General features: G+C 62.8%; 20 protein-coding genes. 12 read left to right on the top strand and 8 right to left on the bottom strand.

The features are described from left to right. The first annotated feature begins 38 nt into the window (after nucleotides 1-38). Genes IM701_RS16890 through arsB form a run of 4 tightly spaced genes read left to right on the top strand, consistent with a single transcriptional unit; the run spans nucleotide 39 to nucleotide 2,426 of the window. Nucleotides 39-383 carry a helix-turn-helix transcriptional regulator gene (locus IM701_RS16890; protein ID WP_039336738.1) on the top strand — a complete coding sequence of 115 codons (345 nt, stop codon included), beginning with the start codon at nucleotides 39-41 and terminating at the stop codon, nucleotides 381-383. Beyond that, nucleotides 380-856: an ArsI/CadI family heavy metal resistance metalloenzyme gene (locus IM701_RS16885; RefSeq protein ID WP_193828505.1), complete on the top strand. Its 477-nt coding sequence runs from the start codon at nucleotides 380-382 to the stop codon at nucleotides 854-856. Before IM701_RS16890 ends, IM701_RS16885 begins: the two co-directional genes overlap by 4 nt. Next, a complete protein-coding gene (locus IM701_RS16880) occupies nucleotides 856-1,362 on the top strand; it encodes an arsenate reductase ArsC (RefSeq protein ID WP_193828504.1) in 507 nt (168 codons plus the stop codon). Before IM701_RS16885 ends, IM701_RS16880 begins: the two co-directional genes overlap by 1 nt. Next, the gene (gene arsB / locus IM701_RS16875; protein ID WP_193828503.1) at nucleotides 1,362-2,426 is read left to right on the top strand and encodes an ACR3 family arsenite efflux transporter; all 1,065 of its coding nucleotides are present in this window, start codon (nucleotides 1,362-1,364) and stop codon (nucleotides 2,424-2,426) included. The genes IM701_RS16880 and arsB overlap by 1 nt, the downstream gene beginning before the upstream one ends. A 13-nt stretch (nucleotides 2,427-2,439) precedes the next feature. Here the strand turns inward: arsB and IM701_RS16870 are convergent, their stop codons facing one another. The 5 genes from IM701_RS16870 to IM701_RS16850 form a co-directional block, all read right to left on the bottom strand. Then, nucleotides 2,440-2,868, bottom strand: a complete 429-nt coding sequence (locus IM701_RS16870) for a nuclear transport factor 2 family protein (RefSeq protein ID WP_062344660.1) — start codon at nucleotides 2,866-2,868, stop codon at nucleotides 2,440-2,442. Nucleotides 2,869-2,947: 79 nt separating this feature from the next. Then, a complete protein-coding gene (locus tag IM701_RS16865) occupies nucleotides 2,948-3,298 on the bottom strand; it encodes a Rieske (2Fe-2S) protein (RefSeq protein ID WP_062344663.1) in 351 nt (116 codons plus the stop codon). Nucleotides 3,299-3,309: 11 nt separating this feature from the next. Then, complete coding sequence (locus tag IM701_RS16860; protein ID WP_062344664.1) at nucleotides 3,310-3,840, bottom strand: VOC family protein; 531 nt, start codon at nucleotides 3,838-3,840, stop codon at nucleotides 3,310-3,312. Continuing rightward, nucleotides 3,840-4,577, bottom strand: coding sequence for a glucose 1-dehydrogenase (locus IM701_RS16855; RefSeq protein ID WP_039336726.1), 738 nt, complete (start codon nucleotides 4,575-4,577; stop codon nucleotides 3,840-3,842). The genes IM701_RS16860 and IM701_RS16855 overlap by 1 nt, the downstream gene beginning before the upstream one ends. After that, a complete protein-coding gene (locus IM701_RS16850) occupies nucleotides 4,577-5,584 on the bottom strand; it encodes an NADP-dependent oxidoreductase (protein WP_193828502.1) in 1,008 nt (335 codons plus the stop codon). Before IM701_RS16850 ends, IM701_RS16855 begins: the two co-directional genes overlap by 1 nt. Before the next feature lie 110 nt (nucleotides 5,585-5,694). Here IM701_RS16850 and IM701_RS16845 point away from each other — a divergent pair, with 110 nt between their 5' ends. Together IM701_RS16845 and IM701_RS16840 are read left to right on the top strand one after the other, a co-directional pair. After that, the gene (locus tag IM701_RS16845) at nucleotides 5,695-6,114 is read left to right on the top strand and encodes a nuclear transport factor 2 family protein (RefSeq protein ID WP_082013445.1); all 420 of its coding nucleotides are present in this window, start codon (nucleotides 5,695-5,697) and stop codon (nucleotides 6,112-6,114) included. Nucleotides 6,115-6,227: 113 nt separating this feature from the next. Next, nucleotides 6,228-7,661, top strand: a complete 1,434-nt coding sequence (locus IM701_RS16840) for a methyl-accepting chemotaxis protein (protein ID WP_193828501.1) — start codon at nucleotides 6,228-6,230, stop codon at nucleotides 7,659-7,661. On the opposite strand, the gene IM701_RS16835 is transcribed toward IM701_RS16840, so the two are convergent. Continuing rightward, complete coding sequence (locus tag IM701_RS16835) at nucleotides 7,658-8,065, bottom strand: MarR family winged helix-turn-helix transcriptional regulator (RefSeq protein ID WP_052242602.1); 408 nt, start codon at nucleotides 8,063-8,065, stop codon at nucleotides 7,658-7,660. The two genes, IM701_RS16840 and IM701_RS16835, sit on opposite strands and share 4 nt — an antisense overlap. Nucleotides 8,066-8,277: 212 nt before the next feature. On the opposite strand from IM701_RS16835, the gene IM701_RS16830 reads away from it, so the two are divergent. The 6 genes from IM701_RS16830 to IM701_RS16805 all read left to right on the top strand — a co-directional run bounded on the left by IM701_RS16830 (nucleotide 8,278) and on the right by IM701_RS16805 (nucleotide 19,090). Next, nucleotides 8,278-10,851 carry a TonB-dependent receptor gene (locus IM701_RS16830; protein WP_230487880.1) on the top strand — a complete coding sequence of 858 codons (2,574 nt, stop codon included), beginning with the start codon at nucleotides 8,278-8,280 and terminating at the stop codon, nucleotides 10,849-10,851. 126 nt (nucleotides 10,852-10,977) lie between these two features. After that, nucleotides 10,978-11,991, top strand: a complete 1,014-nt coding sequence (locus IM701_RS16825) for a LacI family DNA-binding transcriptional regulator (protein WP_193828499.1) — start codon at nucleotides 10,978-10,980, stop codon at nucleotides 11,989-11,991. A 181-nt stretch (nucleotides 11,992-12,172) separates the two neighbouring features. Continuing rightward, entirely contained in the window at nucleotides 12,173-14,320 is a 2,148-nt protein-coding gene (locus IM701_RS16820; RefSeq protein WP_193828498.1) for a TonB-dependent receptor, read from the top strand. Nucleotides 14,321-14,589: 269 nt separating this feature from the next. Next, nucleotides 14,590-15,867 (top strand): hypothetical protein, encoded by a 1,278-nt coding sequence (locus tag IM701_RS16815; protein ID WP_193828497.1) that lies wholly within the window; start codon nucleotides 14,590-14,592, stop codon nucleotides 15,865-15,867. Between the two features lie 20 nt (nucleotides 15,868-15,887). Further along, on the top strand, nucleotides 15,888-16,265 hold the full coding sequence (locus tag IM701_RS16810; RefSeq protein ID WP_193828496.1) for a hypothetical protein: 378 nt from the start codon (nucleotides 15,888-15,890) through the stop codon (nucleotides 16,263-16,265). A gap of 944 nt (nucleotides 16,266-17,209) precedes the next feature. Beyond that, nucleotides 17,210-19,090 carry a hypothetical protein gene (locus tag IM701_RS16805; protein WP_193828495.1) on the top strand — a complete coding sequence of 627 codons (1,881 nt, stop codon included), beginning with the start codon at nucleotides 17,210-17,212 and terminating at the stop codon, nucleotides 19,088-19,090. Nucleotides 19,091-19,092: 2 nt separating this feature from the next. Here IM701_RS16805 and IM701_RS16800 read toward each other — a convergent pair whose 3' ends face one another. Together IM701_RS16800 and IM701_RS16795 are read right to left on the bottom strand one after the other, a co-directional pair. Continuing rightward, a complete protein-coding gene (locus IM701_RS16800) occupies nucleotides 19,093-19,590 on the bottom strand; it encodes an FAD-dependent monooxygenase (RefSeq protein ID WP_370584371.1) in 498 nt (165 codons plus the stop codon). 46 nt (nucleotides 19,591-19,636) lie between these two features. Next, nucleotides 19,637-20,302, bottom strand: a complete 666-nt coding sequence (locus IM701_RS16795; protein ID WP_193828493.1) for an FAD-dependent monooxygenase — start codon at nucleotides 20,300-20,302, stop codon at nucleotides 19,637-19,639. Nucleotides 20,303-20,357 lie beyond the last annotated feature (55 nt).

Genomic DNA, 20,357 nt, shown 5'->3' with positions numbered 1-20,357 from the left:
TCAATTATTCTTGAATTATCGAATCGAAAGGGTCGTCCGTGGATTCTGCACTCGTCGTACGCGCGCTGGCAGCGCTGGCGCAGGAACATCGGCTTGCCGCATTCCGGCTGCTGGTGCAGGCCGGGCCCGAGGGCATTGCCGCAGGCGCGCTGGCCGAAGCGCTGGACATCGCGCCGTCGTCGCTCAGCTTCCATATCGCCCAGCTCGCCAATGCCGGGCTGGTCGGGCAACGGCGGCAGGGCCGGTCGATCCTTTACTCCGCCGATTACGGGGCGATGGCAGCCGTCATGGGCTTTCTGACCGAGAACTGCTGTGGCGGCGCGGCCTGCGTGCCCGCCATCGATTGCCATCCTTCAAGCTCAACCGAAAAGGACGTCGCATGAAGCGCTTCCATGTTCACGTCGGCGTCGCCGACCTCGATGCCTCGATCGCTTTCTATTCCGGCCTGTTCGGTGCCGAGCCGACCGTGACCAAGGCCGATTACGCCAAGTGGATGCTGGAGGACCCGCGCATCAACTTTGCCATCTCGTGCAAGGACGGGGCGGCAAAGGGGATCGAACACATCGGCCTGCAGGTGGAAAGTGCCGGAGACCTGGCCGAAGTCTATGGCCGGCTGGCCAATACCAAGGGACCGGTCATCGCGGAAGGCGCGACGACCTGCTGCTACGCCAAGTCGGAGAAGAGCTGGATCGCCGATCCGGATGGCGTGATCTGGGAGGCCTTCCTGACCGAGGGTGAAAGCACGGTCTATGGCGAGAGCCCGGACTTTGCGCCGCTCGCTTCGGCCCATGCCTCGGACACGGCGTGCTGCGCCCCCAAGGTTGCCGCCCCGGCAGCGAAGGCGGGATGCTGCTGATGAGCGATCGTCCGTTCTCGATACTGGTGCTGTGCACCGGCAATTCGGCACGCTCGATCCTTGGCGAAGCGCTGCTTGGCACCATGGGGGCGGGGCGGATCGTTTCGTACAGTGCCGGCAGCAAGCCCAAGGGTGTGCCGCATCCCGGCGCGCTGCGGCTGATAGCGCGCAAGGGGATCGACGTGGCGCCGTTCCGGTCAAAGAGCTGGAACGAGTTTACCGGGCCTGACGCGCCGCCGATCGATCTGGCCATCACGGTCTGCGGGAATGCCGCGGGCGAGGCCTGCCCGGTGTTCATGGGGGCGCCGCTGAAGGCGCATTGGGGCCTGCCCGATCCTGCCGATGTCGAAGGTGATGACGCCGCGGTCGATGCCGCGTTCGAGCAGACCTGGGCCTGGCTGGAAATGCGCGTGGCCGCGCTGCTCGCCCTGCCGTTTGAAACCATGGAGCGCGCCGAACTGACGCGCGAACTTGCCCGGATCGCGCAGATGGAAGGAGCTGCCTGATGGCGACGATTGCAGCACTGGCGCCTGAACGTCCGCGCCTTTCGTTCCTCGATCGCTGGCTTACGCTGTGGATCTTTGCCGCGATGGCGCTGGGCATTGCGCTCGGCAGTTTCGTGCCGGCGGTGCCGCAGGCGCTGGGGGCGATGACGGTCGGTTCGACCAGCATCCCGATTGCCATCGGCCTGATCCTGATGATGTTCCCGCCGCTTGCAAAGGTGCGCTACGAGGAACTGGGAGAGGTGTTCCGCGATCGCAGGATCTTGGCGGTTTCGTTCGGGCTGTGCTGGATCGTTGCGCCCGCGTTCATGTTCGCACTGGCCGCGCTGCTGCTGCCGAACAATCCGGAATACATGACCGGGCTGATCCTGATCGGCATTGCGCCGTGCATTGCCATGGTGCTGGTGTGGAACCAGCTGGCGGGGGGAAGCCCCGAGTACGTGACTGGGCTGGTCGCCTTCAATTCGTTGTTCCAGATCCTGTTCTATGTGCCCTATGCCTGGTTCTACCTGACCTTCCTGCCGCCGGTTTTCGGTCTGGAAGGGCAGGTGGTGGACATCGACTTCGCGATGATCGCCAAGGCGGTGCTGACATATCTTGGAGTGCCGTTCCTCGCCGGATTTCTGGTGCGCAAGGCGCTGGTCGGCGCGCGGGGGCGCGACTGGTACGAAACGCAGTTCGTGCCGGCGATCAGCCCGCTGACGCTGGCGGCGTTGCTGTTCACCATCGTGGCGATGTTCAGCCTCAAGGGTGGCGAAATCCTTGCCCTGCCGTTCGATGCGCTGAAGGTGGGTCTGCCGCTGGTGGTGTTCTTCGTGGTGATGTTCGTCGCCGCGTTCGCTGCGGGCAGGGCGATTGGCGCAGGTTATGAGCGCACGGCTTCGTTGGCATTCACGGCGGCATCGAACAACTTCGAGCTGGCGATTGCCGTGGCGATTGCGGCGTTCGGCCTTGCCTCGCCCGTGGCCTTTGCCGCGGTGATCGGGCCGCTGGTGGAGGTGCCGGTGCTGATCGCGCTGGTCAATCTGGCGCTGTGGTTCAAGGGTGCGTGGTTCCGCGCACCCTGAACCGTGCTGCCGCTCAGCAGCCCTTGGGGGCGTGCTGGCGGTGGATGTTGCGGAATGAGCGGCTCTTGAACAGCCATTTGCCATCGATCTTGACGCAAGTGTCTTCATAGACGCCGCGATCGCGCATGGTCGTGCCGTTCTGGTCGTAGACCTCGCTGGTGTAGCTGCGCATGGTGGCGGTATCGCCATTGACTTCGATCGACCCCGGCCAGGCTTCGAACATGATGCCGGGGTAGTTCTTCATCGCCTCGATCCACATCGCCTTGATCGCCGCGCGGCCACGGGTGGTGCCGAGTTCGGGGTAATCGGGCAGGGACCATTCGGCGTCCTCGGCCCAGGTCGCGGCCCAGTCGTCGGCATCGACGCGGGTGACGGCGTCGGCATAGGTTTCGAGCAGCTCGCGGATGGCGAGGCGGTCTTCGGCGGGGCCGGTGAAGGGCATGGTCCTGTCTCTCCCGTTGGTTTGGCTGTGGGGAGACTAACGCGCCTGCGGGCAGGGTGAACCTGCGCTTTCAGCGAGTTCAGAGAACGACCGGCAACTCGTCCATGCCGGGGGCATCATCGGGAATGCACACCTCGATCTGTCCGCCTTCGACGCGGACGGGGAAGGTGCGCAGGTCCTTGTAGGCACCGCCGATGCAGCGGCCAGAGGCCATTTCGAACCGCGCGCCGTGCAGCGGGCACATCACCGCGCCGCGCCGGATGCGGCCGGTAGAGATGAGCGCGGCCTGATGGGTGCAGCGATCGTTGACGGCAAACAGGCCGTCTTCGGTCTTTGCGACAAGAACGTGCCAGCCGGCGATCTTCGTGGCGACCTTGCCCTCGGCAGGGAATTCGGTTTCGGCAATCAGGCTGTGCCAGGTCTCGCTCAACGTCTCGGTCCTCAAGTCATTCGGATGGTCTGGATCGGGTCGGATCCCCGATAATCCTTAGCCGCCTGCGCGACCATGGCGTAGAAATCAACCAGCGTTTTTGTGGGGGCGTAGAGTTCGGTGAACAGGCCCAGCGTGGCGGTGGTGTCGGCAAAGGCGAAGACGAACCCGTCGGTCATCTCGGCGCGCAGGGCGCAAGGTGCGCCACGTGCGGCAAAGCGGGCAAGCTCCGTATCGACATCGTCCACGAAGACCGCGACATGATGCATTCCCCAGCGGCCCGAGCCTTCGGGATAGAGATCGCGGAAGGGGGAGGGGCCGGGATTGTTCTGGGCGACGAACTCCACCATCACATCGCCCCACTGGCCATAGGCAGAGCTGTGATCCAGCTCGCGCTCCACCCCGCGATGGACGGCGCGGGCCAGCGGAATGTTGTCGGCCACGAAGAACGGGCCGGAGCCGAAGGCTTCATGGTGTGCCCGGGCGGCCGCGCGCACGTCTTCGACGAAGAACGCCACCTGCCGGATCGGAAGCCCGCTCATCAGATCGAGGCGCCGCCGTCGACGCGGAATTCGGCGCCGGTGGCAAAGGCGCTGGCATCGCTGGCAAGGAACACGGCCATGGCCGCGATTTCCTCAGGCTTGCCGAGGCGCTTGACCGGGTGGACATCGACGAAGCTCTGGTAAAGCGCGTCCGGATCGTCACTCTGCGCCAGCACCTTGTCGATGATCGGCGTGTGGATGGCGCCGGGGTGGATCGAGTTGCAGCGGATGCCATAGCCCTTTTCGGCAAAGTGCAGGGCGCAGGACTTGGTCATCAGCGTCACCGCCGCCTTGGCCGCGTTGTAGGCGACGAGGTTGGCCGAGGCTTTCACTCCCGACAGCGAGGACATGTTGATGATCGACCCGCCATGGGCCTTCATCTTCGGCAGGACGGCCTGCGTGCCCATGAACACGCCGAGCACGTCGATATCGAGTTCATGGCGGAACTGGTCGAGCGTGATCTCCTCGATCGAGCCGAGGGTGGTGATCCCGGCATTGTTGACCAGCACGTCGATGCGCTCAAACGGGGCGAGCGCCTTGGCCCAGGAGGCTTCCTGCGTCACGTCGAGATGGACGAAGCGCGCGCCGAGTGCCGTGGCGAGAACTTCGCCATTGGCGGTATCGATGTCGGCGATGATGACCGACGCGCCTTCGCTGGCATAGGCGCGGGCGATGGCTTCGCCGAGGCCCGATGCACCGCCGGTTACGAACGCGATCTTTCCGGCCAGCACCGCCATCAGATCAGCACCAGTGTCTTGCCGGTGGTCTTGCCACTCATCAGTTCGATGAAGGCTTCGGGCAGCTTCTCGATGCCCGAACGCACGTTCTCCAGCGGCTTGAGCTTCCCTTCGGCGAAGAGGCGATCGAGCATGGCCTGCGCTTCGCCCAGAACCTCGGGGTGGTCATAAGTGATGAAGCCGCGCATGGTCAGGCGATTGACCACCAGTTGCCACAGGTTGCGGTTGCCGTGGGGATTATCGGCATCGTTGTATTGCGCGATCATGCCGCAGACGGCGATGCGGCCGTGCAGGCGCATCAGCGGCAGGATGGCGTCGAGCGTTTCACCGCCGACGTTGTCGAAATAGACATCGACCCCGTCTGGCGCTGCTGCCTTGATCGCTTCGGCCAGATTGCTCACGGAGCGGTAGTCGATGGCAACATCCGCGCCGAGTTCCTTGACGATCTGTGCCTTCGCCGGGCCACCGGCAAGGCCGATCACGCGGCACCCTGCCGCCTTGGCAAGCTGGACCACGGTGCTGCCGGTCGCGCCTGCCGCGGCACTGACGACCACGGTTTCGCCAGCCTTTGCCTTGCCGATCTCGAACAGGCCGACCCACGCAGTGAGGCCGACCGGCCCGAGTGCGCCCATGTAATGCTGGAGCGGCACGCCCGGCGCCTGCTCCACTTTCTCGATCCCGAGCGCATCTGCGCCGACGACGTAGTATTCCGACCAGACCGCGAACGTGCGCACAAGCGTGCCGACGGGCCAGTCCGGGTTGTTCGATTCCACCACTTCGCCAAGCGACATGCCGTTGATCGGTGCGCCGAGCGCAACGGGCGGCAAGTAGCTCGGGCGGTCGTCAAGAAAACCGCGAATGGCCGGATCGCACGAGCCTACCCGCATGCGCACGAGGATTTCCCCCGGGCCGGGCACAGGCCGGTCAACCTCGACCAGCGAGAAGTCCTCGGGGACCGGGATGCCGACGGGGCGGCGGGCGAGCGTGATCTGGCGTGTCCTCTCCATGAGCGGACCTTAGCGGCGCCCTGCGCAAACGCATCGCTAGCCATATCGCTAGGTTTCCGCGAAGCAGCGCATGGTTGATCCTGTGGTCAAGAACGAGAGAGGACAACGCCATGACCATGACCGCACAAGAGATGATCCAGTTTGTTGACGACCTCTATGCCGCAACCGGCACGGGCGATTGGGACAAGGCAGCCTCCATGCTGACCGACGACTTCATCGTCAGCGAAGCGCCGGGCCTGCCGATGGAAGGTGTCTATCGCGGCAAGAATGCGCTGAAGGAACTCTACATCAAGGTCATGGGGCTGGTGGATGTTGCTGGTCTTAACCGTGTCGAGACCACGGCGGGCAAGGATCACGCGGTGACGATACTATCGTTCCAGTTCGCCGACCCTTCGCTTGCGCCGGCAGAACTGTGCGAAATGTTCCGCTTCCGCGACGGGAAATGCTGCGAAATCAAACCCTTCTATTTCGACCATGCCGTCTTTCGGGCTGCGGCGGAGGTGAAGGCGAAGGGCGCCGCAGTCAGCTGATTCGCCAAACCTGACCCTGTCCCTTCGTGCATAGACGGATTCCCATAACGCCCCATTTCCGACCAATTCAGTCCGGTTAACTAGCTTGCGGCCTGTACCGGAAAGGATTGTACATGGTCGTCGCACGGGATCTGCAGGAACGCATTGGCTTCTACGAACTGGGCAGGAACGAGGGCAGCTTCAATCGGCTGGCGCGCTTCGTGGCGCGGACGGTGGATGGCGGGCTGGAGAAGTTCTACGACAAGCTCGGCGCCACTCCTGCGCTGGGCAAGTTCTTCTCCTCGTCGGACCGGGTGCGCCACGCCCGCAATGCGCAAGCCGACCACTGGATCAGGGTGTTCGAGGACGGGCTCGACCAGGCCTATCACGAGCGCGCACTGACGATCGGGAATACCCATGCCCGCATCGGTCTCGAGCCCAAGTGGTACATCGGCGGCTATGCGCTGATCCTCGAGCACATGATCGAGGCGATGGTGCTGCGCGGGGCAGGGCGCTTTTCGCCGGCAAGGCGGCGGATGGCCAAGGATCTGGTGGCCTTGGTCAAGGTGTCGATGATCGACATGGACATCGCCCTTTCGACCTACTTCGAAATGGCCGAGAAGACCACGCGCGACATCGTGCTGGGCAAGATGGGCGTATCGTTGCGTGCGCTGGCCGAAGGCGATCTTTCGACGCGGATGAGCGACCTGCCGGAAAGCTTCCGACAGGTCGAGGACGATTTCAACAAGGCGCTGGAACGGCCTTCCGCGACGATCGGCCTCGTGGCCGACAGCAGCAGCCACATTGCCACCTCGACCGACGAAATTCGTGCAGCAACCGAGAACCTGGCTTCGCGCACCGAGCGGCAGGCCAACAATGTGCAGGATTGCGCGCGCGCCATCGATGAACTGAGCAGTGGTCTCAACAAGACATCACGGTCGATGGCAGACCTGAGGGTATCGGCGCACGATACCGAGAGCGAGGCGACGCAGGGCCGCGAGGCGGTGCGCGAGGCGATCAGCGCAATGGACGATGCCCAGCAGAGCGCTCAGGAGGTGGTCCAGATCGCCGAGATCATCGACGGCATCGCCTTCCAGACCAACCTGCTGGCGCTGAACGCGGGAGTCGAGGCTGCGCGCGTGGGCGAGATGGGGCGCGGCTTTGCCGTTGTGGCGAATGAGGTGCGGGCGCTGGCGCAGCGATCGTCGGAAGCGGCCGACAATATCAAGAAGCTGCTTTCGGCAAGCCGGGAGCAGGTGGATCGGGGCGCCGAACTGGTCAAAGGCACGGGCGTGATGCTCCATGCGATCATCGGCAAGGTGACCGAGATCAGCACGGGCGTGGTCGAAGCCGCGCAACTGACCGAAGAACAGGCGGCCTATGCCCTGAAGGTCAACCAGGCAATCAGCGAGATTGACCTCGCAACGCAGCAGAACGCGGCCATGGTGGAACAGAGCGCGGCGGCAACGCGCAGCATGGCCACGACATCGGGCAGGCTTGCCACGGCGGTGGCGGTCTTCTCGGGACACCACAGCCACCAGGTGCCCGAGTTGCGGCGGGTAGCCTAGCGAATCTTCCGGAGCGTTTCGAGAACGGCGCGGTAGGCGTCCTCGCCGATGGCATCGGTGAGCAGGGCCTCACCCTCGTGCGAGGCGGCGTGAATGCGAGGCATGACCGATTGGCCCTGGCTGGACAGGAACATGCCGATGGTCTTGCCCTTGCCCGGCCGGCGTTCGAGCAGGCCGCGATCCACCAGCCGCGAGACCATAGTCGCGATGTTGGAGCGCTGGATCTTGAGCATCTTGCCGATGGCGCTTTGCGTGATGCCCGGATTGGCCTCGATGACCAGCAGGACCGCAGCGTCGGGATGGCGCAGGCCAAGATCGCCATAGGAGGCGTTGACGGCGCGCAGGGCAAGGTTCGCGGTCCGCACCAGATGAAAGCCCAGCATGGGATCGAGCGGATGTTTCATGCCTGCTGCCTATCATCGCCGGGGCGGTTTTGCATCACCAACCAGTCACGCCAATTCTACCAAAAGTTGCTATTGACCATAACATGAAATCGGGCATACTCCCGATATCGCCGATGCTTCGACCGAAAGGCCGCGATCCGAAAAAATCGGAGCGTGCCGACAGGTGAAAAGCCTCTAGGTTGCAACCGGGCACGGCGTGGGAGGAGAGGATGATGAAACTGCTTCGCGCGGGCGCGAGCCTGCTTGCCCTGTCGATGACCGGAACCGCCCTGGCGCAGGATGCTGCCGAGGAAAAGGTGCCAACGACCGACGAGATCGTCGTCACCGCGCAGTTCCGCGCCCAGAACCTTCAGGATACCCCGCTGGCGATCACGGCTGTGAGCGGCGAGCTGTTGCAGCAGCGCGGGCAGACCAACGTGTCGGAAATCGCCGCGCAGGCGCCCAACGTAACGCTCAAACCGCAGGGCCAAGAACTCGGCCCCGGCATCATCGCCTTCATCCGCGGCGTCGGCCAGACCGACCCCAACTTTGCGCTCGAGCCGGGCGTGGGCATGTACATCGATGACGTATACCTGCCGACGCTGACCGGTTCGCTGCTGGACCTGACCGATCTTGACCGCGTGGAAGTGCTGCGCGGGCCGCAGGGCACGCTGGCTGGGCGCAACTCGCTGGGCGGTTCGATCAAGCTCTATTCCAAGAAACCGGAAGGCAGCAACAGCGGTTCGATGGAGGCGACCTATGGCCGCTACAACCGCATCGACGTGCGCGGGCTGTTCGACCTCAAGCTGTCGGAAAACCTGTTCATGCGCGTGGCGGGCGTGACCAAGAATATCGATGGCTACGTCAAGCGGCTCGATTACAACCTGACCCATCCGGGCACGAATGTCCCGACGTTTGCCAAGGGCGCGAACCCGGTGCTGGGCAATGTCGGCGGCACGTCGTCGGTGGCGGGCAAGGTCTCGCTGCGCTGGCAGCCGACCGAGACGGTGGATATCAACCTTTCTGGCGACTACACGCGCGAGCGCAACGAGCCGGGCGCAAACGTGCTGCTCTATGCAAATACCTCTGCAGTGTTCGACGGCCCGAATGCGACCTTCACCGGTGGCCGTCCGTTCCTGCAAGGTACCAACGGCGCGGGCATTCCGCTCAACTGCATGTTCGTGCCCAACGGGGTGAACAGCTGCGACACGATCACCGGATACGATCGCCGCTATATCTCCTATGCGACTTATGCGGACCCGGCCCGGCCCGACAGCCAGATGCCCTACAAGCCGACGTTCACCGATCCGCATTCGGATCTGGACAACTACGGCGCGGCGCTGACCATCGACGTTGACGTTTCGGACCAGCTCAAGCTCAAGTCGATCACGTCATGGCGCCAGTACACGGCAGACTGGTCCTACGATTCCGACGGTTCGCCGATCGCCAACAACAACCTCAACCAGACCCAGAAGAACCGTCAGTGGAGCCAGGAACTGCGTCTGTCGGGCAAGGTGCTCGACGACAAGCTCGATTTCACCGTGGGCGGCTTCTACTTCGATACGCGCGGCACCTTCACCGGCCGCATCAACCTGAACTATGCCGGGATCGACTTCCGCCACGGGCCCGATCCGACGCCGGCCAAGAACAAGGCGATCTTCGCCAACTTCACTTATGCATTGAGCGATGCGGCCAACCTGACCGGCGGCATCCGCCAGTCATGGGACGAGAAGGACTATGGCTACGTCCGCAAGAATCCGGATGGAACCAACATCCAGGGTCCGTGCAACTTCTTCCTCGGCGCGCCCACTGCAGGTCCGACCGGCATCGGCAACCAGCCCAACTGCCTGCTTTTCGGGCTTGACGGCCTGACCGCGAAGTTCCGCGACAACCGCGTCGACTGGCGCGTGGCGGCGGACTATCGCTTCAGCCCCGAGTTCCTGTTCTACGCACAGGTATCGACCGGCTATCGCGCCGGCGGCGTCAATCCGCGCCCGTTCTTCCCGAGCCAGGCCACGGCCTTCCGGCCCGAGACGATCACTGCCTACGAAGCCGGGTTCAAGTCTGACCTGTTCGATCGCAAGCTGCGCCTCAACGTCTCGGCGTTCTTCAACGATTACAAGAACATCATCCTGTCGAGCGTGAACTGCCTTGACCTTGCCACGGCGGGTCCGGGCGGGTCTTCGCAGGCCACCCCGTGCCTGCGGCCGTCGAACGTCGGATCGGCCCACGTGAAGGGTTTCGAAGTGGAGACGCTGATCCGTCCGGTCGACAACTTCACGATCGACGGTTCGCTCAGCTACCTCGATTTCAAGTACCAGAAGGTCGATACGCTCTCGACCGGGGTGACGCTGAACGACGTGACGCCCTATACGCCGAAGTGGAAGGCGGCGATCGGCGTGCAGTATGACATTCCGGACGTGCTCAAGGGCATGGTCACGGTCCGCCTCGATGGTGCCTATCAATCGAAGATCTACACCGAGGCCGCCAATATCGACAGCCTGGCGGTAAGCAGCACGGTTCCGGCCAACAGCCCGGTAACGCCTTCGCCGTTCAGCAATGCCGGTGGCGGCGGGCCGATCACCACGCTGCGCCTGTCCAACCGGATTGACGGCTATTTCCTCGCCAATGCCCGTCTCGGCTGGCAATCGGATGCCAAGGACTGGGGCGTCACGCTCGAAGTGCAGAACCTGACGAACAAGTACTACTTCCTGACCCTGCTGCAGGAAGCGTTCGGTGCAGGCACTGCATCGGGACAGCCGGGCCGCCCGCGGACCTGGTCGGTTTCGGTCCGCCGTTCGTTCTGAGGTGAGGGGGGGCGCGGACCATGTTCGGTTCGCGCCCGCCCCCTTTTCCGGAAAGACATGGTCGCGGTACCCGATCTGCATTATTCCGGTTGCAGCGGGTTGTGCAGTGCGCCAAAACTCGTGGTGATGAGCAAGAGCAAGGTGCCCACCGGGACGGATGTTGCCCGGTTGGCTCGCGTATCCAAGTCGGCAGTTTCGCGTGCCTACAACGGTGGGTATGTGGCGCCCGAGGTGCGCGAGCGGATCTTCGAGGCTGCGCGCAAGCTCCGCTACCGACCCAGCAATGCCGCCCGCGCCCTCTCGACCAATCGTTCGAACCTGATTGGCCTCGCCATCACGGCACTCGATAACCAGTTCTATCCCGAGCTGGTCGACAGGTTGAACGACCGCCTCAGTCTGGATGGCTACCGCTGCGTGCTCTTCGAAACGCGCGGCGAGGCCGGGCTCGAGCCAGTTCTCGATGAACTTCTCGGCTTCAGGCTTGATGGCGTGATCATGGCTTCAACCTCCTTTGCCACCCGGGTAGCCAGCGAATGCGAGGATGCCGGCGTCCCGGTCATCATGCTGAACAATGTCGATCTGACGGCACAGGTTGGCGGGGTTTCTGCGGACAACAGGCATGGCGGGGAGGCGGTTGCGCAGCATTTTCAGTCTTTGGGAATTACCCGGACGGCTGTCATCAATGGCCTTGCCGAAAGTTCGGCCAGCGTTGAGAGAACGGCGTTCTTCAGGGATGCCATGCTGAGAGCAGGGTTGCCTGAGCCGATCGTCGCTTGCGGAAAATACGATTTCGAGACCACGGCCCGCGTGACAGCGGAACTGTTGCGGTTGCCCGACCGTCCCACCGGCATCTTCTGCGTAACCGATCTCATGGCCCTGTCCTGTCTGCAGGCGGTTGTCGGTTGCGGGCTTGTGCCCGGTGAGGATGTCGCGATCGCCGGCTTCGACAATGTTCCGATTGCCGCGTGGCCTGCCTTCGACCTCACGACTTATGCCGTGCCTGTCCCAGAAATCGTCGACACTGCCTGGCAACGCCTCATCTCCGCAATACGCGGTTCGGAAGTGCCGAAGGAAGTTCTGCGGGTTCAGGGCGAACTGGTGATCCGCAGCAGCACTGTCGGGCGCGCTGCGCGCGACTGATCGCAATCGGGGATCAGCAGACCAGATAGCCAGATAATCCGCTTCGTCGGAGTTTGACGGGCGACCCGACGACCTATCGGTCGGATGGATAGGTATCGTCCGAATCCTTCAGTTTGTGCAACCGGTCCCATACGTTCAACCAGAAGCTGCACATAAGAATTGTGTCTAAGAGGAGGGGATTTTGTCACAGATCACACCGCGCCTTTTGGCGTCTTGCGCAGCCGCGGGCCTTGCCGCGCTGTCCATTCCGGCGCTCGCCCAGTCGTCGGCTGACCAGTCTGCGGCTGGAGACGACAACGGCCGCCTTCCCGAGATTGTCGTTACTGCCGACAAGTTCTCGCGTTCGATTCAGGACACGCCAATCGCGCTGACCGTCGTGACGGGTGATGCGATCGCCAAGTCTGGCGCCACGAAGATCGATGACGTGCTCAAGAACGAGCCGGCGGTCGTCGTGCAGGGTGCCGCACGCGGCTTCCTGGTCTCTATCCGCGGCCTCGGTCTGTCGCTGCCGCCGCAGATGGGGCAGGGCGCGGTAGGCACAAACTTCGACGGTGCCTACTCAAGCCGTGCCGAAAACGCCTCGGTCGGCTTCTACGACCTTGATCGGGTCGAGGTCCTGCGTGGTCCGCAAGGCACACTCTATGGCCGCAACTCGGTAGGCGGCATCGTAAACGTCGTTTCGAAGAACCCGGTTCTCGACAAGGTCGAGGGCTATGTTGGCCTCGAGGGCGGCAACTATTCGCTGATCCACGGCGAGGGTGCGCTGAACGTGCCCCTTGGCGACAAGGTTGCGATCCGTGTCTCGGGTGCCGGGATCTCGCGCGATGGCTACATGAGCAATGGCCATGACGACAACAAGTCGTATGCCGGCCGTGCGAAGCTGCTGTTCAAGCCTTCGGACGATGTCAGCCTGCTGCTCGGCGTCGAGCATTCGGCGCTGCGTGGCCAGGGTCCGGGTGCCGTGCCGATCGCCAGCATCCTTGCCGGTACGCGTGAGACGACCGACGTGTCGGTCGGCTTCCAGCGCGTCAATTCCTACAAGTACTGGGGTGAACTGCGCGCGGACATCGGGCCGGGCACCCTGAGCATCCTGCCGTCGCTGCAGATCACCAAGGGACGCACCATCGGTGCCTTCGGTGGTTCACTTGCGGACTCGCTGGATCCCAAGCTCACGCGTCAGGAGCAGATCGAGGTCCGCTACGCTTCGCAGCCGGGCTCGCCGTTCGACTGGGGTGTGGGTTTCTACCACTATAAGAGCCGCAACATCACCCAGGCCGTGTCGACGCCGTGCCAGGACGTCGATGGCAACTACGTCATCCCGGCGGCGGGCTTCAGTGCGCTTCCGGTCGGCTCACCTCCGGGCCCGGTTGCCTCGGGCACCTGCCTCTCGGCAGATCAGGCGCGCGCTGAATCGTACGAGCCCGAAATACGCCGGTCGCAGACCGATGGCATCTTCGGTCAGATCACCGTTCCGATCACCGATACGGTCCGCGCCATCGGCGGGGTTCGCTACACTTGGGAAAAGGTGAGCGGCGAGAACGTCGACAGCCTCGACCTGACCGGAGCGCTGACGCCACTCAATGACGAGCATTTCGACTATCGTGCCGGCCTGGAAGCCGACCTGTTCGGGGGCAAGTCCAAGCTCTATGGCACCATCGCCTCGGGCTATCGCCAGGGCGGGTACAGCTTCGGGCTCGGCACGTTCGAACCGGAAACGATGACGTCCTATGAGATCGGATTGAAGAACAAGCTCGCCGGCGGCGATATGCTCTTCAACCTTACCGGCTTCTACTACGACTACTCGGCCTTCCAGCTGGTGATCGCGAACTTCACGGTGTTCCCGCCGCAATTGTTCGTACCGACGATGCCGGGCCGCGAGTACGGTGTTGAAGCCGAGACGGTGATCGCCGTGGGTGGACGCGGGCGCTTCAATGCTTCGGTCACCTATCTTGACTCGCGTCTGGACGGTCTCGACGGCTTCTACGTGGGCGTGCCGTTCCCCAACAGCCCGAAGTGGTCGGTCAAGGCCGGTTACGAGCATGCCTTCGAGTTCGGGAACCTGAGGATCACCCCGCGCGCCGACCTCCGGTTCTCGTCCGCATCGAACGTATATCCGGAAACCACCGTGGTGGCCGATACGCATCCTTCGGTGCAGAACGACTATGCCACAGGTGACGTTTCGGTCCAGGTTGCATTCTCGGACAGCCTGACATTCACAGGCTACATCAAGAACGTGAACGATCAGGCAATCAAGCAGTCGCACTTCTTCGGATACGCGCAGCTTGCCGCTCCGAGGACCTACGGCCTTACCGCCAACTACAAGTTCTGATCTGCGACGCTGGGGGGCGCCGCGGCAGTGCCGTTCATGTTCGCGTGAACGGCACTGCCTTCAGATCTCGGGAAAAACCAAAGTTCAAAGCGCAGGTCGGCTTGCCACCTGTCGAAATCGGGAAGAGGTTACGCATGCGTCTTGCGGTCATGCTGGCTACTACAGCAGCACTATTTTCAGTTACCTCCCACGCCCAACCAGCTCCGCCCCCGGGAAATGGCCCTGGCGCTGGCGCCCCCCCTCCGGGCGGCATGCCGGCAATGCCTACCATGGCCGCAACCAAGTACACCACCGGCCTGCGTATTACCGACGGTGCCTTCAATGCCGCGTCGCCGAAGGACGCTGCCTTGGCAACCGCGACCGCGACGCTGGTCGAAAGTGCCACAATCACATCAGCACAGAACGCCTTCAACCCGATCCTGGCTGAAGGCGGGAAGACGGCTATCACAATCAAGCGCACGAAAATCCGTCTTTCGGGCACCGGTACCAACGACTTTCTTGGTACTGGCGCCGGGATTCTGGCGCGCGACGGCGCGGCGCTCGTCCTGACCGATTCCACCATCGAGACCAACGGGCCGATCTCGTCTGCGCTGGTCGCGGCCGAGAATGCGACCGTGAAGATCTATGGCAGCAAGCTCGTTGCCAACGGCGGCCCGCTGCCGGCCGACTACAAGCCGCGCATCGGTCCCGGCATGATGGAGCCGCCTGCGCCGCTCGGCCTCGTCGGCACCGCGCGCACCCTGCTGGCGATGAGCAACTCGCGGACCTACGTTTACAATTCGACGATCGAAGCCGACGGTTGGGGCGCGCTTTCGACCGATGCTGCGGGCGATGCCCTGTATCTTGAAGCCAACGATTGCGTGATCAGGGTGCGTCGCGCCGGCTATGGCACCTACGCCGATTTTGGGGCGAACGTGGTCGTCAACCGCTCGAGCATCGATAGCGGAGGGATGATGGGAATCATCGCTGGCAAGGCACGGACGCGCTACGACGGCGTGACCGGCACGGCGGCCGATAACGTGATGATGATCCATTCGGTCATGGCCTTCGACATCACCGAGCAAGCAACCTTCGAGATCGCAAATTCGAACGTCGTGGCCCGGGGCAGCGCGCTGCTGGTAAAGAGCGCCAACGCCAATATCGCCATCGCCTCGAGCAAGGTCGCAAGCGCCAAGAACGTCCTGCTCGAAGTCCGCAAGAACGATGACGCCAACGCGACGAAGACCAATGGCAAGCCGGTGCCCGGCGTTCTCCTGACCGTCACCAACTCGGAACTGGAGGGCGGCATCATCGATACCGACCCGGATCGCACGACGATGGTCGTGCTCGACCATGCTTCCCTTACGGGCGCGCTCAAGGACGTCACTTTGGCCATCAAGGGCGGCGGCAAATGGACTGCGAACGAAAACTCCGTTGTCACTGCTGCTGACAGCGCCACGCTGGGCGCGATCGACGCGACGGCAGGCGTGACGGTTCAGGTTCGCGGGGCTGGCGTCTCCGCGACGCGCAAGCTGCCCTCGGGCGGAAGCCTGGTCTTCTCCGGCTGAGGGTGGGGCGGGATGCAGTCATGAAGATGCGCCGCTGGCACAGATGGTTCGGCTTGCCCTCTGCCCTTCTGCTGGGCTTCGTCGCGCTGACCGGAACGCTGCTGCATGTCGACATGATCCGTCTCGGGCAAAAGCCGCCGGGTTCGGATCATAGCATCCAGGCGCCGCCACGAAATTTGCCATCCGATGCCGAGCTTGAGGCCATGGTCGGCACGCTGGCGGCAACGGCACGTTCCGAGACCGACTTTCCGGTGAGGTCCCTCCAGATCAATCTGGATGCCACGCACGTGACGCTGGTCGCGGCAGATGGACTTGCCCCCGGCAGCAGCAGATCAAGATCGACGCGACAACCGGCAAGCGCATTATCGAACCGCCGCGCCCGGCTGATTTCCATATAGTGCTGCAGGACCTTCACGCGGGTTACACGTTTGGCTGGGGGGCGGATCGTCAGCCTGTTATGCGGGATTGCGCTGCTGGTCCTCAGCGTGACTGGATTTCAGATCTGGTGGGACCTGCGCAAGCGCCGAAAGAACAGGGAATTTTTCTGGAAATAGCGGCGGGGCGAGGATGACATCGGGAATATCCGGTGATGACACTGACTTGAACAAGCAGGGCGCCGGGCCGATTGCGCGCCCCTGTCGGCGGGCTGGCCGTTGTACTTCCTTCATTCGGCTCCTTCGACGGGGAGACAGCCGTCTCCATCAGGGGCATTGATCCGAGAGCGCGATCGCGCTGTCGAACATGGCCTGGCCAACGCGCAGCAGTTCCTCGCGGCTGGGCAACCGGCTCTTGTCAATGGTCTGGGTGCAGGCAGCCGGCATCGCCACGCGCCGGAGTGGGAAAGTTCCCGCTCGGAGATCTTCGCGTCTTCGATCCTGATACGGCCCTAGCGCAGGAAGGGGACCGTTCCTTCCCAGACGGTGCGCGGGAAAAAATCTGGCCGCTGTTGGTGTCGATGAAACACTGCTGTTCGGCCGGGCCATTCTCGGCCAACAAAATCCTGCGCCACAGATCCGAGAATGCAGATCATTCTCGGGCAACCAAGTTCTGAAACCGGTCACAGATATCGACTTCCTATGGGGGAGCGTTCCGTCATTTCGGGCGGATTGCCTTGGCAGGAGATCTTGCCGGGCCGGGCGGGGTGCTGATGAGATGGCGAGAATATATCGTAGAATACAGAGTGGGAGGTATCAATTGTATCGGGAATTCGAGTTCGCGCGCCACTCTGATACAGATTGAAACGTATCGCCGGAACAGGATGGTCAGGATCATTCGTAGGCGATTGTGGGAGCGATTGCACAAGGTTAATCCGGGTGTCTGAACCAGTGGAGAGGCTTTGCTGATGAAAAGACGTTATATGGCATCGAGCGGAATGATTGGGGCAGTGTTTGCTCCGATCATTCTTGCGGTTTCAGTTTGCGCACCGGCGGCATCGGCCAAGGAAGTTGGCGGTGTTGTTGGCCAGACCGTGGCCTTGCCCGAACTGACTCTGGTGGCGGGCAACCTGCCGACGGCACCGGATGGCAAGCTTCTCACCTTGACTGTCAACGGTGTTGAACGCGCAATTGCGCCGGGACGCTATTCGGGCGACGTCGTGCTCACGGTGACGGACGACATTCCCGTCAAGTATCATGAGCTTCCGCTGCATCACTTCCGCACGGCGCTCTATGTCGAGAACGGTGCGCCGGTCGCGGCGAAATCGGTAAGTGCAGCGGTTCGTGCCGCATCGTTCGGCGCGGGCACCGTTTCCGATGCCCGGATCGCCTCGGAAGGCGATCGCTTCAACGGCATCATCGTTACCGGAGAAGGCAAGTACACGATCGATCATCCGGTGATCGACTTCATCGGCAACGGCGGCAATGACTTTGCCGGGTTCGGGGCAGCCGTCATGTCGACGGGCAAGGCCGAAGTAACGCTCAATCGCCCGATCATCCGGACCCGCGGCGCCATCCGCACTGCGCTGTTCGCGGGCGGTGACAGCGTCATGCACATCAACAATGCCGAGATCGAGACCTACAACGGTACGCTGCCGGCTGACTACCAGTTCACGGTCGACGTCGGCAAGATGATGGAAGTGCCATGGATGCTGGGCCTTTCGGGCAATGTCCGGTCAAGCAACCTGGTCGACCGCGCCACGATGTTCATCAACAACTCGCACATTCGCTCGGAGGGATGGGGCGTCCTGTCGACCGATGACAACCAGCGCGTGCGCATGACGGTCACCGACAGCCTCGTCGAAGCGGTGAAGTCTGGCTACGGCACGTACTCCATCGGGGATTCGCACAACATCTTCCGCCGCAGCGTGATCCGTGCTGCAGATGTCGGAGCGATCATGGCGGCGGAAGGGTCGGTCACCCTGACCGACCGCACCCTCGTCGAGGCGGGGCGCTATGGCGTGATGATGCATTCCGGCGTCGGCGGCGGCGTTCTAACCATCGACAAGGGCAGCGAACTCCACGCCGGGCTTGTCGCCATCGAAGTGAAGGGGATCGGCACGACGATCGTCGTGGACTCGGCCAAGGTCACTGCGGCAGGAGGCACCATCCTGCAGGGCATGGAGAACGACGATCCGTTCCTCAAGGCAATGATGAGCGGGAATGCGCCGGCAGGGGCTTCGGCGCCACCGCCCGGCATGGGCCCGACGGGAGGGCGTCCGGACGAGAAGCCGAAGGACCCGAACATCATCGGCACGTTCCGCAACACGAAGCTGGTTGGCAACTTCTGGAACGGTCGGCCGAAGCAGGGCGCCATGGCGCTGCGCTTTGAGAATGCCGAGGTCATTGGAACCATCTCGACGTCTTCGGTTGCCCCGGCGAGCGGCAAGGATCCGGTGAAGGAAACCTTTCAGGAGATTGGCCACGTCACGAACACGGCGATTCCCGTAAAGGGCGAAAAGGGTGGCCTGACGGTCTCGCTGGACAAGTCATCCCGCTGGGTTGTCACCGGCACGAGCTATCTCAATGCGCTCGAGACCGAACCCCGGCGCGCAGATCGAGGCTGCCACCGGCACGCTTGGCATAACGCTAAACGGCCGTCCCGTCGCGCTCAAGCCCGGAAAGATCAAGGGCGCGATCGTGGTGACCACGAGATAGCCAAAAGCAAACGACATTCAGGGGCACCGCGGCATGGCTGCGGTGCCCTTTCTTTTTGCCGGACGAAGATTGTCCATAAAAAACAGCGCGAGAGCGGAGTCTCGCGCTGTATCTTTTTGCGTGCCAGGTAATCCTAGAATGGATTGCTCAGGCGGTGCAGGGCGTCTCCCAGCATCGTTGCGTGAATGCTCGGGTCCCCGTTCTGCAACTGCAGCGCTCCCACCGCAACGCTTGTCTCGATCACGTCGCGGCAGCGGTCGAAACGGCGCTCCTGGTAGGCCAGAAGTGCGGCCCGTACGTCATCGGTGCTGGCCAGCTCCTGCGCGAGGACGATCGCGCTTTCCACCGCCATGCCAGCCCCGGATGCAAGGTGCGGCGTCGTGGCATGTACGGCATCGCCAAGCAGGACAACCCGTCCGTTGAACCAGTCGCGTGGCTGCAGGGCCGCCGAAAGCGGCCGATAGTTGATCCAGTCGTCTTTGGACATGTTGTCGCGTATCCATCCGGCGCTGCCCCCGAAATCGGCCAGAAGCTCCTTGAGCGTCTCGAACATTTCCTCATCCGACATGAAGCTCTCGCGCTCCACGTGCGGGGTCAGCATCCACATGTAGATCATGTCCGGTGCGCACACGGTTATGCCGCAAGGATGGGCATGGCCGAGAAAGAACTCCGCGGAATCAAGTTTCGGGAGGCTTGCGGATAGAGATTCGCCAGCACCCCTGGCCGGTCGGTTCAGCGGGCTTCATGTGCGGAAAAGCCAGGTCCCTTACCCCCGAGAAAACACTGTCAGCACCGACAACCAGATCGAACCTGCCTGTTGAATCGTCCGAGAAGCGAACGTCTACGCCGGTTCCGTTGTCATCAAGCGCTGAAACGGTGATCCCGAGCCGTACCGGAATGTTCAGCGCCCTGACCTTGCTCTGCATGAGCCGGTGCAGCACGGGGCGCATGATGCCGCCGTTCGCCGGAATCCCCTCTTCCAGAGCAGGTTCATCCAAGTCCAGCATGTGGCTGCCATCGCATTTGAACAAGCGGGTCCTGTTCGTTACCGCGCCGAACTGTTTGATCTCGTCGAGCAAGCCCAGTTCGCGATAGGCCCTGAGAGTGGGGCCCGTAATGGTGATCCCGGCGCCGTATACGCGCCAATCCGGATCAAGGTCGATCAACTCGACCGCCACCCCCCTTTCGGCGAGGCTGATCGCGCACGCCATACCGCCAATTCCCCCGCCGACGACGAGCGCCGTGGCGATGCTGCTGATAGCTTTCCCAGTCATGATGCCATGACCTAGCGAACGCCGCGATGTGTTCAAATCCGAACGATGGATGGAAAGCCATTGATACAATCGGTGGGATATTGGCGCGGATGCGGGCTATCGACCCGGCAGAAATTCACGCGAC

It is taken from the genome of Novosphingobium sp. ES2-1 (genome assembly GCF_015169775.1).
Taxonomy (GTDB): domain Bacteria; phylum Pseudomonadota; class Alphaproteobacteria; order Sphingomonadales; family Sphingomonadaceae; genus Novosphingobium; species Novosphingobium subterraneum.
The sequence above is the reverse complement of the archived record's forward strand: the minus strand, read 5'-3'. Positions and strand labels throughout refer to the sequence as shown.